Source organism: Hymenobacter montanus (assembly GCF_014699115.1).
Lineage (GTDB): Bacteria > Bacteroidota > Bacteroidia > Cytophagales > Hymenobacteraceae > Hymenobacter > Hymenobacter montanus.
Window position 1 is genome coordinate 373491 of sequence record NZ_JACXAD010000001.1, and the last position, 14748, is coordinate 388238.

The 14748-nt window shown below is 60.9% G+C and carries 11 protein-coding genes; 4 read left to right on the forward strand and 7 right to left on the reverse strand.

From position 1 onward, the window contains the following. The first annotated feature begins 29 nt into the window (after nt 1-29). Nucleotides 30-2444 (forward strand): penicillin-binding protein 1C, encoded by a 2415-nt coding sequence (gene pbpC, locus IC235_RS01445; protein WP_223847010.1) that lies wholly within the window; start codon nt 30-32, stop codon nt 2442-2444. 266 nt (nt 2445-2710) lie between these two features. Here the strand turns inward: pbpC and IC235_RS01450 are convergent, their stop codons facing one another. From IC235_RS01450 to IC235_RS01465, 4 genes are all read right to left on the reverse strand, one after another. Continuing rightward, nucleotides 2711-5161, reverse strand: a complete 2451-nt coding sequence (locus IC235_RS01450; protein WP_191003372.1) for a TonB-dependent receptor — start codon at nt 5159-5161, stop codon at nt 2711-2713. Beyond that, nucleotides 5142-6506: an HTTM domain-containing protein gene (locus IC235_RS01455; RefSeq protein ID WP_191003373.1), complete on the reverse strand. Its 1365-nt coding sequence runs from the start codon at nt 6504-6506 to the stop codon at nt 5142-5144. Before IC235_RS01455 ends, IC235_RS01450 begins: the two co-directional genes overlap by 20 nt. After that, on the reverse strand, nt 6506-7618 hold the full coding sequence (locus IC235_RS01460) for an imelysin family protein (protein WP_191003374.1): 1113 nt from the start codon (nt 7616-7618) through the stop codon (nt 6506-6508). Before IC235_RS01460 ends, IC235_RS01455 begins: the two co-directional genes overlap by 1 nt. Nucleotides 7619-7710: 92 nt before the next feature. Next, entirely contained in the window at nt 7711-8862 is a 1152-nt protein-coding gene (locus IC235_RS01465; RefSeq protein ID WP_191003375.1) for a DUF4856 domain-containing protein, read from the reverse strand. Nucleotides 8863-9564: 702 nt separating this feature from the next. Here IC235_RS01465 and IC235_RS01470 point away from each other — a divergent pair. Beyond that, nucleotides 9565-10455, forward strand: a complete 891-nt coding sequence (locus IC235_RS01470; RefSeq protein ID WP_191003376.1) for a 4-hydroxy-3-methylbut-2-enyl diphosphate reductase — start codon at nt 9565-9567, stop codon at nt 10453-10455. A gap of 126 nt (nt 10456-10581) precedes the next feature. On the opposite strand, the gene IC235_RS01475 is transcribed toward IC235_RS01470, so the two are convergent. The 3 genes from IC235_RS01475 to IC235_RS01485 all read right to left on the reverse strand — a co-directional run bounded on the left by IC235_RS01475 (nt 10582) and on the right by IC235_RS01485 (nt 13005). Beyond that, nucleotides 10582-11100 (reverse strand): hypothetical protein, encoded by a 519-nt coding sequence (locus IC235_RS01475; RefSeq protein WP_191003377.1) that lies wholly within the window; start codon nt 11098-11100, stop codon nt 10582-10584. A gap of 56 nt (nt 11101-11156) precedes the next feature. Beyond that, nucleotides 11157-12251, reverse strand: coding sequence for a mechanosensitive ion channel family protein (locus IC235_RS01480; protein WP_191003378.1), 1095 nt, complete (start codon nt 12249-12251; stop codon nt 11157-11159). A gap of 217 nt (nt 12252-12468) precedes the next feature. Then, a complete protein-coding gene (locus IC235_RS01485; RefSeq protein ID WP_191003379.1) occupies nt 12469-13005 on the reverse strand; it encodes an O-acetyl-ADP-ribose deacetylase in 537 nt (178 codons plus the stop codon). 247 nt (nt 13006-13252) lie between these two features. Between IC235_RS01485 and IC235_RS01490 the strand changes: the two genes are divergently transcribed. Both IC235_RS01490 and IC235_RS01495 read left to right on the forward strand, forming a co-directional pair. Then, nucleotides 13253-13555 carry a 2TM domain-containing protein gene (locus IC235_RS01490; RefSeq protein ID WP_191003380.1) on the forward strand — a complete coding sequence of 101 codons (303 nt, stop codon included), beginning with the start codon at nt 13253-13255 and terminating at the stop codon, nt 13553-13555. 31 nt (nt 13556-13586) lie between these two features. After that, complete coding sequence (locus tag IC235_RS01495; protein ID WP_191003381.1) at nt 13587-14744, forward strand: PQQ-dependent sugar dehydrogenase; 1158 nt, start codon at nt 13587-13589, stop codon at nt 14742-14744. Nucleotides 14745-14748: the final 4 nt, after the last annotated feature.

Consider the following 14748-nt stretch of genomic DNA (forward strand, 5'->3'; position numbering starts at 1 on the left):
CTTATCCTTATTGTCATCGTCGCACCGCAATGAGAGCCCGAAACCCATCGGTTGGCAACAATGACCAAGGCCGCGGGCGGCGCGTTGTTACCCGACGCGCTGCCAACCGGCTGGGGGTCGCCCTAATGGCCGTCGTGCTCCTGGCTTTTGCTCTGGACCGTCTTTTTCCGCTGCCGCCCACCCCGCAGTACTCGCCCGTGGTGCTGGCGGCCGACGGCACCGTGCTCCACGCCTTTTTAAATCCCACGCAGAAATGGCGGATGAAAACCGAACTATCGGAAATAACGCCGGCCTTGCAAGCGGCCATCATCAACAAGGAAGACCGATATTTCCGCTTTCACTGCGGAGTTAACCCCTTCGCGATCCTTCAGGCGGCGGGCCGGAATATTTTCCGGCATGGCCGCACCACCGGGGCCAGCACCATCACGATGCAGGTAGCGCGCCTGCTGGAGCCCAAGGAGCGCACGTTTAGCAACAAGCTGCTGGAAATGCTGCGTGCCCTGCAGTTGGAAGCTCATTACAGCAAAGCGGAAATTCTGCAGCTGTACCTGAACCTGGTGCCGTACGGCAGCAACATTGAAGGAGTAAAGTCGGCCGCGCTCCTGTACTTTCAGCAGCCACCCGACTACTTATCCCTGGCCCAAACCGTGACGCTAGCCATTATTCCCAACCAGCCGCGCGGGCTGGTGCTGGGAAAGAACAACGCCACCATCCTGGCCGAGCGCAACCGCTGGCTGCGGCGGTTCGGGGCCCAGCAGCTGTTTGCCGCCCAGGATATTGCCGATGCCCTAGCCGAGCCGCTGGACGCCCACCGCCACGCGGCCCCCACCCTGGCGCCGCACCTGGCGCGCCGGCTGGTGACGCAGCTGCCCGGGCAGGCCATCATCCGCTCCACGCTGCGGCGCGGCCCCCAGACCCAGGCCGAGGACCTCACCCGCAACTACGTGCGGCGCCTGCACGAGCTAGGCATTTCGCAGGCCGCCGTGCTGGTGGTGAACAACCGCACCCGGGCGGTGGAAGCGTACGTGGGCTCCGCTGATTTTGGGGAGGTGGCCAGCGCCGGGCAGGTGGATGGGGTCCGGGCCATCCGCTCGCCGGGCAGCACGCTCAAGCCTTTTCTCTACGCCTTGGCCGTGGACCGCGGCCTGGTGACGCCCAAGCTGAAGCTGCCCGACGTGCCCACCAACTTCAGCGGCTTCCGGCCCGAGAACTTCGACAAGAGCTTTAGCGGGGAGGTGACGGTGGAGCGGGCCCTGACGTACTCGCTCAACATTCCGTCGGTGCGGCTACTGGCGGAGTTGGGCGTCGGGACGTTTACGGAAAAGCTGCGCGACGCCGGGTTCCGGCGGGTGGCCCAGGATGCGCCCCGCCTGGGGCTGAGCACGGTTTTGGGCGGCTGTGGCACCACGCTGGAGGAGCTGACGGGCCTGTACGCCGCGCTGGCCGATGAGGGGCGGTACCAGGCCGTGCGGCTGACCTCACCCCCCGGAGCCTCCCCCCCCAACCCCCTCTCCTGCGGAGAGGGGGTTGGGGGGGGAGGCTCCGGGGGGCAGCTCGTCTCGCCTGCGGCTGCCTTCCTCATCACCGAAATGCTGGCCCAGCGCACCCGGCCCGACCTGCCGGTAGGCTACGAAAACAGCCGCCACCTCCCCAAAATAGCGTGGAAGACCGGCACCAGCTACGGCCGCCGCGACGCCTGGAGCATCGGCTATAACCGGGACTATACCATTGGTGTGTGGGTGGGAAACTTCAGCGGGGAAGGCAGCCCGGCGCTGACCGGGGCCGACGTAGCCTCACCCCTGCTATTCGACTTGTTCAACTCCCTGGCGTACAATTCGCCCAACCGCTGGGCCGCGCCACCGGCCAGCCTCGATTTTCGGCTGGTGTGCGCCGAGAGCGGACTGGTGCCGGGCGAGCACTGCCCCAACCAGCTGATTGACTACTACCTGCCGGGCACCTCGAGCGCCCGGCATTGCGAGCACCAGAAGGAGGCGCTGGTATCGGCCGATGGCACGATTTCCTATTGCCGGGCCTGCGTGCCGGCCAGCGGCTTCCGACGCCAGCTGTTTGCTAACCCGCTGCCCGAGGTGCTGGCTTTCCGCGAATCGCAGGGCCTGCCCGCCACCCGGCTGCCCCCGCACAACCCCGCCTGCCGCCTGGTGCGAAACCCCGATGAGGAAGGGGGCGCCGCCCTGGCCATTACCTCACCCGTGGCCAATGCCGAATACCTACTCAACCGTCGCGAAAAGCAGCAGTTGCTGCTCAGCTGTGCGGCGGGGAGCGAGGTGCGGCAGGTGTTCTGGTACGTGAACGACCGGTTTCTGCGGGCGGCTTCGGCCACCGAGCGGGTGTTCTTTCAGCCACCGAGCGGGTCGGTAAAAATTTCCTGCGCCGACGACCACGGGCGCAACGTCGACATTCACTTGCAGATTGCCGAGCTGTGAGCCGCACGGGCTACCCCACTGGCCCCCACTAACTAGGCTCGGTCATAGCGCTTGAGTGGGCAGCAGGTAAACGCCCTTGCTTTTAGAGGTTCGGGCCAAAAGTTAATAGATGGCCTGCCTGCCGTTAGCTTTCAGTACGCGGCGCCAATGGATGTAGCCGAAGAAAGCTGAATAGACGGTCTGTTCGTACCGCTGCCCGAGCTAACATGGCGCCGGTTATGTACGCAAGAAAGCTGAATAGACGGCCCGTACCGGGCTCGTTCTGCTTACCACTTCACGGCCACCGTCAGAAAGAAGCTGCGACCATCGCCGGGCAAGATGCCGGGGCCAGGGTAGCCGGTGGCCCGTCGGGTGAAATAAATGGTGGATGCGAGGTTGTTGATGCTACCTTCCAGCTTGAGCCAGCGCCGCTCCCAGGAGGCCGAGACATCCAGCACGGAGTACGCCGGGATGGGGCCAATAACGGCCGAGATGCCGCCCAGTTCGGCGTTAGTGGCATCGGAGTACTGCTTCGAGAGGTGCGTTATCTGCACCGAGCCCTTGAACGGACCGTAGCCGGCGCGGGCGCCGGCCTTGAGGTTGACGGCTGGCACAAACTCCACTTGCTTGCCCGTAACACCGGGGATTTCGCTTTGCGTGTAGCGCCCCCGGGTTAAAGCCAGGTTACCTAAGACGGCCAGCGACCAGCGCCCGGGCTCGGCCGCGGGGCGCCCGGCGCGCAGCAGGTCTACTTCAGCGTAGGACTCCACGCCTAGGATGAGGGCCCGCCCGATGTTGCCACGGCGGCGCAGCACCCGCTCGAGGGCATCGTAGGTCTGCACCTCGCCGATGCGGTTGCCGTACTGCAGGGCAAACAAGCTCACGTCGTAGGTAAGCCACTGGCCCTGCTCGCCGCGCAAGCCCAGGTCGGCCGTAAAGCCACGCTCGTCCTGCAGGTTGGGGTCGATGACGGCCGAAGGGTTTGCAATCCGCATGTCGCTGAAAGTGATGGAGCGGTAGTTCTGCGAGATGTTGCCGTAGAGCTCCCGTGTCTCCACCGGCTTGTAGCTCAGCCCGATGCCGCCGAGCACGAAGCCACGGGGGCTCAGGCGCTGCTCTTCGGTCTGCCTGATGGCGTCGATGTTGCCGGCGTTGTCGCGAATCACGTTGCCGTAAGAGCCCCGCGAGGTGGTGCGGATGTACTCGTAGCGCACCCCCGGCGTGACCGAAACCTTATCGCTCAGGTAAAAGATGTTCTCAGCGAATACGGCCACGTTTTGATTGGGAAACTCAAAGTCGGAGAAGCTGTTGGTGAACGTCACGCCCTCCGGGCCCACAAAGTGGAAATCGGCTCCCCGGCCCTTGGGGCCGAAGCCCTGGATGCTGTGGTTGTACCCGTGGTAGTAGCGGGTACCGAGCAGCAGCACGCCCGTTTTCTGGCCCAGCGCGTAGCGACTCAGGTAGCGGGCTTCCACGCCGTAGTTGCGGAAGTCGCCGGTAATCAGGTCGCGTAGGTAGCTGTCGTCGTCGGGCAGAGCCACTTGGTTGGGCCGAAATCCGAGTGACTTCCGCGTAGCCCGCAGCCCGAAGGCTAGCACGTTGAGGTTGGCTTGGGGGCTGAGCTTCCAGTCGGCCGAGGCGTTAAACAGGTTCCAGTCCACGGCAAACCAGTTCCGCTCGCGGTTCGACTGCCGGGCATCCGCGGCATACTGGGCGTCGCTCAGGCCGCCGGGCTGCTGGGCCAGGTAGTCCAGGTGGGTGATTTGGGCTCCGACCTTGAAGCTCTCGGTAAACTGATAGCGTACGTCGGCGTAGGCCGTCTTGGAGTCGAAGTGGGAGTTGGGGCGCCAGCCATCCCCGCGCTTGTACTGCGCGAAGGTGTAGTAGCTCAGCCGCTTAATGGTGCCGCTAACACTGTTAAAGGAATTGAAGAAGCCGTACGAGCCCGCGGTCTGCCGCGACACCACCGACACGGTTTTGTCGGGTTCGGGGGCGCGTAGCTCGAAATTGAGCAGGCCGCCGAACTGGGTGCCGTACTGCAGCGAAGCCGCCCCGCGCACCAGCTGAATCCGCCTGATGGCCTCGATGGGCGGCGTGTAATAGCTTTCCGGGTAGCCCAGCGCATCGGCCGAGATGTCGTAGTTGTTCTGACGCACGTTGAAGTTACTGGTGCGGTTGGGGTCCAGCCCCCGGCCCCCAATGCTGAGCTGCAGGCCGCCCTGGTCGTTTTCCCAGATGTTGAGGCCCGCCACCCGCGCGTACACCTGCCGGGCATTGTTGGTGGCCAGGTTGGCCACCAGGTTGTCGGGCACAATGACATCCGATTTCTTGGCCGCAAAAATGGCCGTGCCTTCCACCTCGCGCAGGTGCTGCGGGCCAAAGCGCGTGGCCGGGGCGGCCACCACTACTTCCTTGAGCTGCCGCTCCCGGCGCGTAAGCGTAAAATCCAGGACCAGGCCATCCGTCGGGGCCTCTACCTCCGTCTTAAAAGGCTCGTGGCCGATGGAGGAAAACTGCAGCTGCTGGCGCCCGGCCGAGAGCCGGGCAATGGTGAACAGACCAGCCGAGTCGGTGCGGGCAATCTGCCGGGAGCCCCGCACGTACACCTCGCAGCCCGCTACCGGCCGGCCCGTGTCGGCTTCGCGCACCCGGCCCCGCAAGCTGGCCTGCTGGGCCAGGGCCGAAAAGGAAGCCAGCACGCTCACCACCAGGGCCACGCTAGAAACCGGAAATCTCATCGTTAAAAGGTAAAATCCAGGGTTTGGGCCGTAGGTCGTCGGTGACGCGGGCCAGGTCCACGGCAGGGTCAATGAAGGTTTTGCCCAGGCGCCCATTCAGGCTCACGTAGGCGTCGGCGTATACTTTAGGTGCGTGAACGCCGCGGCGGGCGTAGTAGTCGCGCAGGTAGTGAGCAAACTGCACCAGCATGTCGGGCTGGGTGCTCATCATCTTTTCCTGCAGCACGCTCAGGTGCTCGTCGTTGTTCACGAGCCGGGCCCAGCCAGTGGCTGAATCCACCACCTTGAACTGCACCTGGCCCATCTTCTCCATCAGCATCACGCGCCAGGAGAAGCGGTAGCCCTCCTCGGTCCAGAACAGCTCATGGGGGTAGAGCAGGTAGCGGAAGGGCAAAAGCAGCTGCACCGCGAAAAACGCGGCCAGCACCAGGAGCAGCAGCCGGCCGGTCCGCCGCGAATAGCGCAAGGGAAGCTCGGCAGCGGGCTCCGTCGGGGCCTGCTTCCACCAGCCCCGCACCCGCGCCAGCACGTGCGCGTGGACTTCGGCCGGGAAGAAGACCAGGGCCACTGCTATCATCACGTAGGGAAACATGCCGATGGGAAACAGCACGGCCGTAAGCCCGTGAAACACCACCACGGCGGTGTAGGCCCAGGCCCGGGTGGGCCGGTAGAGCAGGAAAAAGGGCGTCGTCAAATCGTAGAAGGCCCCGAACCAACTGAACACGTAGGCCACCCACGGATAGTTGAACAGCGGCCCAACGAGCCACAAGTCGTTTTTGGCCGGCAGCCAGATGCGCAGGGGCATGGCGTGCAGCAGCCAGTCGGAGTTGAGCTTGGCCAGCCCGGCGTAGAAGTAGACGATGCCCACGAGCAGGCGCAGCGCATCCACGGTCCAGCGCGGTACCTGGCTGCGCCGAAGCGCCGGGTTCCGGTAGGCATCGAGCGAGCAAAAGCGGCCCGCCGGCAGCAGCACGAGCAGAAACGCCGCCAAGCTCACGAAGTAGTAGTGGTTCAGGTAGGTGCTCTTATCCATGAGCTCGATGTAGGTGAAGCTCCCGAACAAGCCCACCGCGGCCCAGCGGTACCACCAGCCCAGGGCCAGCAGTAGCGCGCACAGTCCACAAACCACAAACAGCCCGTAGGTGTACGATCCCAGGGGCTTCACCCACTCAAAGCCGTAGTAGGAGAAGAAGAACTTCGGCTTGAGGTATAGCTCGGCAATCCAGCCCTTGGCCCAGAAGCGCACCACACTGACCAGTACCAGCAAGCCAAACGCCATCCGGAACGTAGCCAGCGGCGCGGCAGAAGTGTACGTCTGAAAGTAGCGCCGGAGCCTATCCCCCATTAGTCGCCGTCGTTGTCGACGTAGGTCACCGTGATACCCAAGGCCGAAGTCATGTCCACCTTAATCAAGCGCACGGCCCTTTGCATCTCGTTGTAACAGGCCACCGCATCGGCGTTGCGCGCCGTCATGGTCGGGAACAAGTCCGGGCCGAGGGAGTTGAGCCGTTGAAACGCAACTCCGAATTGGTTATTGAGGATGTCAGTCAGCAACTGGCCCGTGCGGCTGTCCTTGGCGCCCAGCGCGTCCAGGTAGCTTTTCAACGAAGGCCGGCCCGCGCGGCCGTTGAAGAACTGCTGCACCGTGGTGTGAGCCGTGGTGGCCAGTTGCAGCGGCAGCGAACCCTTCAGGTAATAGGCCTCAATCTTTTCCGGGCGGCTAGTACCGGTCATGACGCCGGCGGGGATTCCCACCTTGCCCGCGCGCAGGTAGCGCTCATAGTACAGCGAGTAGGCATTGATAGCCCGCGAAAGCGAGGAGCTGGCGTCGGTGCCCGTGTTATTGATAAAGGCGTCGCGGTAGGAGCCATTCCACTGCGCATACACCAGGGCGAAGGTTTGGCTCATCTTAGCCACCACGTCGGTGAGGTAGCGACGGTGATTGGCCGAAGCCACGTACTGCTGCACGATGGCCGCGTCGTTCAAGGCCACGCCGTTGAGCAGGTAATCTAGCGCCGGAAATCCCTGCTGCGGAATAGCGGTAGCCAACTCAAAGTTGTAGGAGCCCGTGCTGATGTTTTGGTTGATGCCGGGCGCGTCGGTGGGGTAAATGTTGAAGTGGTTGCGCAGGCTCACCGACTGGGCCGGGCCAAATTCGAACAGCTCCACCTTCTGCCATTCCAGGTAGGCGGCCTGCCAGGCCTGGCGGGCCTCCACCAGCGAAGCCGTGGTGGGGGCCGTAGTAAATGCCGCCGTCTTGGCGCTGAGAATATCCAGCTTGTCGTTGAAGCGCTGGTAGCCGGGCTTCACCAGGCTGTCGGCCCACTGCGTAAGCAGGGCCTTGCGGTCCAGCGACGGGTTAGGGCTGGGCGGATCGCCGCTGGAAGTTTTCTGGCAGCTGAACACGCCCACGGCCGTGAGCAGAAGCAGCAGGGCAAACAAAACGGGCTTTTTCATCGGGGCTTTTTTCGTGGTGAAGGCCAACCGACCACCCAACCGGGACGGCCGGATTCGTCGTCTTGAGCCGCTCAGGGCAAGCGGACCGGGAATTATAAAATACTGAACTTGGCTTTGATAGCGTTGATGGCCACGTCGGCCTGGGCGTTGGTCAGGCTCCAGGCCCCCTGGCTGCCCGATGTCAGGCCGCTGAGGAGGTTATCCGAGAAGGTCGCATCCACGCCGTACTTGGTGCAGAAGCGCAACGAGTAGACGAACCCGAGTCCTTCGCCCAGCGCGTGGGCCTTTACGTCCAGTGCCGAGGCAGCTTTCCAGTTGCTCAGGTAGGATACTGCCGCCAAGGCAATAGTTTTCTCCAGCTCGGTGCGGATAAATTCGGCTTGGGTTCTCACGCCGGCCGCGTCGTTGTTCACGATGGCCGCGCGGCCCTTTAGGAAAGCCAGGTAGACGGCGGGGGAAGCAGTCCCGTTTTTCTCATTGAGGTAGCTCGCCAGGAACCGCTCGCGGGGCGTGTCGTTGATGTTTGTGGTCATGATGGGATTGGCCGTGAGCAGCCCATAGGCCAAATCCCAATTGTGCTCCAGCTCCGAGTAGGGCTTGCCGTCGACCACCTTGCTGTTGTTGGCTTGCAGGCCGTTGTTGCTTAGCAGCACGTTGTCGATCTGGTCGAGCAGCACGGCGCCAATCAGAACCTTCTGAATAACTTGGTTGACCTCGTAGCCTTGGCCGTCAACCAGGTAGCGGCCCAGACGACCCGCAGTGCCGGGCGTGGCCACTTGGTTGACGGACTGGCTGGCGGTGGCCAGCTGGGTAATCTTCTGGTCCAGGTAGGTGCGCACGGTCTCCGCATTGCTAGCCGGGAACGAGGCCGCCGTGGTCGTGCGCAGCTGCAGGCCCGAGGCGTTCAGGCCCGGGCCGGTGAAGTAATTGCCGGTGTTGGCATAGAGCCCCCGTAGCCGGGCTACGTCGAGGACGGTTGGTGAGGCGGGCGAGGCCACCGCCACCAGGGCCATGTACGAGTTAAACTCCGAGAACATGTCCAGACGTTGGGTGGAGGCGGTCATTTCCACAGTCGACTGCCCATTGGCATCCTTAAATGATTCCGTGTACCTCGACGAGGCCGTCAGAGTGCTGGCATCCATTTTAGGGCGTAGCGACGGCGTGGCCTCTTTGTCGTTCTTGTCGCAGCCAGTAAAGCCAATGGCGAGAGCGAGGAGCAGCGCGGGAGCGTACTTAAAAGTCATTGGGATGTAATGAACAGGAAGAGTAGAATGATGCCCCAAAGGTAGCAAGCTTATTTGGAATGATTACAAATAAGCTTTCGATTTTAGAAAGATTCCAATTAACAAAAACTATGTGCTCGCTATGCAAAACACAGTCAGCTACATAAGAATGATGCTAAGCTGATAGCTTGTCAGCTAGTAGTCTGCCAGTTGTATCATACCTAGCCAGTAAGCGGGCTTGATTCTAATCAGGCTAATGTGATTCTAATGGCGGTAATCCCGTTAAAAAATCAACGAACTCTGATCTAGCCTATATAATGCGACCTTCAATTTCCCCTCCGGTCCCGTCTGCGGCTTGCATGGCGCCGTCCTCAAGCCTGCTCTAATTCTTAAGAGACAACTTCAGCGAGCCTTGAAGCTACTGTTCTACAACATCTTATCTCCCATAATTTAGAAACTATTTCACCTGTTCATGAAAGTCTGTTGTTATGCTTCAACCGCGCAAACTTGTTCTTTGATAGCGACTGCTGGACTAATCTGCTATTCAAGGCCAGAGTAGCTGCGCTCGACAGGGTGTTTGGCTACAATATAAAGTTCGATACAGCTCCGCTTTAGCTCAATCATTCGCAGGAAATGAGTGGCGGCTTTGCGGAGTACGCTGCAGGCAGGCAGTACCTTTGCCCCGGCGAACCCCTTGCTGGTGCGCAGTGTTAAGCATTTAACATGAAGGTCACGATTGATAAAAATTCCGGCTACTGCTTTGGCGTTGAGTTCGCCATCCAGATGGCTGAAGACGAATTGGCACAGGGTCAGCAGCTGTATTGTCTGGGCGATATCGTGCACAACCGCATGGAAGTAGAGCGCTTGCATCAGCAGGGCCTGCGGATTATCGACCGCACCCAACTGGCCGAGTTGCACGACTGCAAGGTGCTCATCCGGGCCCACGGCGAGCCGCCCGAAACGTACCAGTTGGCCCTGCAAAACAACCTGGAGCTGATTGACGCGAGCTGCCCGGTGGTTCTTAAGCTGCAAAACCGCGTGAAGCATGCCTTCGACCTGAGCCAGCGCCAGGACGGCCAGATCGTGATTTATGGCCAGCCGGGCCATGCCGAGGTTGCCGGCCTCACCGGGCAGACCGGCAACCGCGCCATCATCGTGCTGAACGAAGCCGACCTCGACCAGATTGACTTTTCCCGGCCGGTTACCCTGTTCAGCCAAACGACCAAAAGCACGGCGGGCTTTTACAAAATGAAGGGCCTGATGGAAGCCCGAATTCAAGCCGCGGGCGGCGCCCTCGAAAGCTTTGACGCAAACGACAGCATTTGCCGGCAGGTAAGCAATCGGGAGCCTGCCTTGGCCCGGTTCGCGACGGAATACGACGTGGTGCTGTTCGTCAGCGGCCGGAAAAGCTCCAACGGCAAAGCCTTGTTCTCGGTGGTAAACGCGGTAAACCCGCGCAGCTACTTCATCGAAAGCGAAGCTGAAATCAACGAGTGCTGGCTGGCGGGTGCGGGTACTGTCGGAATCTGCGGGGCCACCAGCACTCCCCTCTGGCTGATGCAGCAAGTGGCCCAGCGGGTGGAGGGAGTACAAGAAATGGACGCGGTGAGTTGAGCGCGAGCGGTACATTCTGCTCTGCCGCTTTCTTTACGCTTGAGCTGGCAATCGGAGCACTATTATTGAAGTTTATACTTCAACTGCCTGACGCAAATGCCTTATTAACAGGTGTTTTCCTTACCGCTAATTTTCTTTTGTATTATAGCAATAGTTCCAGTCAAGCCTTGTCCATAATCCCGAATATTCTTGCAAAAATTCGAATTTATTATTCTCAATCAATATTTCTATTTCTAAATCATAGATACTCCCTTTGATTTTCCAATTTGTATCAGCCAAAACCAGTACATACTTCTTCGAAGTCCTACTCTGCTTAGGAATAATAATCGCTCTAAAATTCAGCTTGTATGCAGTTGGTCCAACAATGCTCTTTTTTGTAATTCTTTGGTCGGAGATTAGCTCAGATGCATATTTTTTTAGGGCAGCATATATTTTTTGAATTTCTACACTATCTATAGCCAGGAAGTTATCAAAAGCTAATTTTTGTTTTCTGCTAAATAAAATTTGCGCTTTACGTTCTTTATTTATCCAAATTTCAACCTGGCTTTCGATTGGCGCGATATACACTTCTTTTGAGGCAATCAGCCCATATTCGTGACTTTGCCAGTCAATTTGCAATATTTCTAAAGGGCCATCTTTCTTCATCGGAAAGGGTAATCGTTATTCAGCTTTTTAATTAGCAGCTAACGTGCTGCGGGGCGCTACACTTCGGTGCCCACCTGCAAGTATTGTTCCGACGCGTCGACCATCGAGCGGGTTTTGGGCAGGCACTCGGGGTAATGCTGCTGCACGAAGGCCACCAATTTCTCGCGCACTTCGCAGCGCAGCTCCCAGATAGCGCCCGCATCGGCTGCGCTCACCAGGGCGCGTAGTTCCAGCGTGCGCTCCTTGGCGTCGGTGACGTGCAGCGCGCACACCCGCTTATCCCAGCGCTCGGTGTCGGCCACGATGCGCTGTAGCTCGGCCCGCACGGCCTCTACCGGAATAGTGTAGTCGACGTTGAGAAGCACCGTGCCCAGCAGTTGCGACGACGAGCGGGTCCAGTTTTGGAAGGGCTTTTCGATGAAGTAGTTGAGCGGCAACACCAGCCGGCGCTCGTCCCACAGGCGGAGCACCACGTTAGTGAAGGTAATCTCCTCCACCCGGCCCCACTCCCCTTCCACCACCAGCACGTCGTCGATGCGCAGCGGCTGGGTAAAGGCGAGCTGAAAGCCGGCCAGCAAGTTGCTAATGGAGCGCTGGGCCGCAAAACCGACGATAACGCTGGCAATGCCGGCCGAGGTGAGCAGGCCCGTACCGATGCGCCGCACGGTGGCAAAGCTCATGAGTACCATGCCCACGGCGACGAGGACGATAAGCGAAACCACCAGCTTCTTAACGAATTGCAGCTGCGTAAAAAGCTTGCGCACCGACAGGTTATTTTCCCGCGACAACTGGTAGTGGCGCAGCAGGCTGTCCTGAACTACGTCCACGGTGCGGATCAGCCCCCAGGCGAAGCTGCCGATGAAGGCTGTTTCCACCAGGCGGTGTAGCACCTCGAAAGGCCGCCCATCAAGCGGCATCAACGGCACCAGCATCGACAGCAGTAGAATAGGCAGGAAGTAGCCCAGGGGGGAACGCAGGTGCTGGCACACCGAGCGGGCCAGGGCCGATTTGCGGCGCCGTTCGTAGGCCCGCAGCCCGCCAAACAACAGCCCTCTTACCAGCAAGCCCCCCACTATGCTGCCCACCACGATGAGCAGCGTCGTCAGCGCGTCGGGCAACTGCCTAAATAAGAGAAGGATGTTTTCTTTCATGCCTTACCAGCCGTTCTGCCCTACTCCAGACATCGCGGTTTGTACCCCGGTCTCCCATGAAAGGTTGGCTTCTGAGCCGTAAACTATACGGCTAAGTCCGGCTGGCTCTGGGGATATCCAGTTGGCAGTTAATTATTTCAGGCTCATATAAGCCAGGCAATAACCTACCTTGGGCAGCCACTTCGCCGAGCCTCTCGGGGCTACTCCCTCCTTCGGCCTAGCTGCGTAGCTCCTGCTCGTAGTAGCGCCGGCTCTCGTCATCGAACACCACGAAGACCACCGTTTTCGGTAGCGGGCTCTGGGCCAGGAATGCCCGAACTGTTTGCAAAGCAATAACGGTGGCTTCCTTTTTCGGGTAACCGTAAATGCCGGTGCTGATACCGGGAAAGGCTATACTGTCGAGGCGGTGCTCGGCCGCTAGGCGCAGGCTGTTACGGTAGCAGTTGGCCAGCAGCTCGGGTTCGCCCCGGTGGCCGCCGTGCCACACCGGGCCCACGGTGTGGATGACGTGGGCGGCCGGCAGGCGCCCACCGGTGGTGATGACAGCCTCGCCGGTTTTGCAGCCGCCCTGCCGGGCCCGAATAGCGCGACATTCTTCCAATATGACTGGGCCGCCAGCGCGGTGAATGGCGCCGTCTACGCCGCCCCCGCCGAGTAGGCTGGAGTTGGCGGCATTCACAATGGCGGCGACTTCTTGGCGGGTGATGTCGCCTTGCACGAGCTGAATGCGGTCGGAAGAAGAGTTGGTGGACATAGCGGAGCGTTGAGAGAGTAGCCGAACGGATGCCTTGGTAATGGACTCGGACTGAAGCCAGTGAGCGCAGTTAACGAGATCGGTCGCGGTTCGTTCCAAAGCCAGCCTGCCCGCGCTTCGGCCATCTCCAACAACGCTTGAGCGGGGTAATGCTACACTTCGGCAACAGGAATTGGCTCTTCCCTATCGTGACCCGGTAGCTTTGACCAGCAAGTTTAATCACTCCACCCTTAAAACTCTTACGCTCATGGAACCCCTGAACCGCGACCCTTACCTGTGGCAGAAGGCCAAAGCCCGCGCCAAATTTAAATCGCACCTGGTGGTGTACCTGGTCATAAATACCGGTTTTTGGGTAATCTGGGCCCTGACCGACCAGGGGCGCGACGGACTGGTGCCGTGGCCGGTGTGGGCGGGGGCTTTCTGGGGGCTGGGCCTGGCAATGAACGGCCTGGCGGCCTACGGGGGGTTGAGCGAGCCCCAGCGCACCCAACGGGAATACGAGCGGTTGTTGCGCGAGCAGGACGGCCGTAATTCCGTGCCCCAGGCGTAACCTTCGGTCGTGGGAGGCAGTTTGCCCAAGTATGAAAACCAACTTGTCGCACCTACTGGCTCCCCTACTGGCCGGGTCGCTGCTGGCGGCGGGCCCGGCTTTGGCTCAGGCGCCGCCCGGGGCCCGGCCGCCCGCGAAGGCGCCCGGCAACCTAAGCAACATCAAGCTGCCCAAGGGATTTCGGATTAGCTACTTCGCCCGGAATGTGCCCGATGCGCGCGAGCTGGCCCTGGGGCCCGACGGCACGGTGTACGTGGGCACCAAAAGCGCCGGGGGCCGGGTGTACGCCTTGCCCGACAAAAACCACGACGGCCAGGCCGATGCCGTTATCACCATTGCCACTGGCCTGCTGGCTCCCAACGGCGTGGCCGTGCGGCAGGGCAGCTTGTACGTGGCGGAGCTCAACCGCATCATCCGCTTCGACAACATCGCGGCCAATTTGCGGAAGCCGCCCAAGCCCGTGGTCGTGTACGACCAGTTGCCCGATAACCCCTGGCATGGCCCGCGCTACATTGCTTTCGGGCCCGATGGCCTGCTCTACGTGCCGGTGGGCGCGCCCTGCAACTCCTGCGAGCCCGCGCAACCCATCTTCGGAACCATCAACCGCCTCCGGCCCGACGGAACCGGCTTTCAAAACATCGCCACGGGCGTGCGCAACACCGTCGGCTTCGATTGGCACCCCGTGACCAAGGAGCTGTGGTTCACGGATAACGGCCGCGACCTGCTCGGCGACGACCTGCCCGCTGATGAGCTGAACCGGCTGGCCAAGCCGGGACAGCACTTCGGCTTTCCGTATTTCTTCGCCGGCGACGTTCCAGACCCCGAGCTGAGCGCCGGCAAAACCGCCGATATGTACACCCCGCCCGCCCGCAAGCTGGGCGCGCACGTCGCCGCGCTGGGCATGAAATTCTACACCGGCACCCAGTTTCCGGCCCAGTACCGCAACCAGATCTTTATTCCCGAGCACGGCTCCTGGAACCGCAGCAAAAAGAGCGGCTACCGCATCTCGATGGTGAAGCTCGATGCCACCGGAAAGCAAGCCATTGCCTATCAACCCTTCGCCGAAGGCTGGCTGCAGGGCCAGCAAAGCTGGGGCCGCCCGGTGTGCCTGCTGATGTTGCCCGACGGCTCCATGCTGGTAAGCGACGACCAGGGCGGGGCCGTGTTCCGGATTTGGTACGCGGGATAGACGC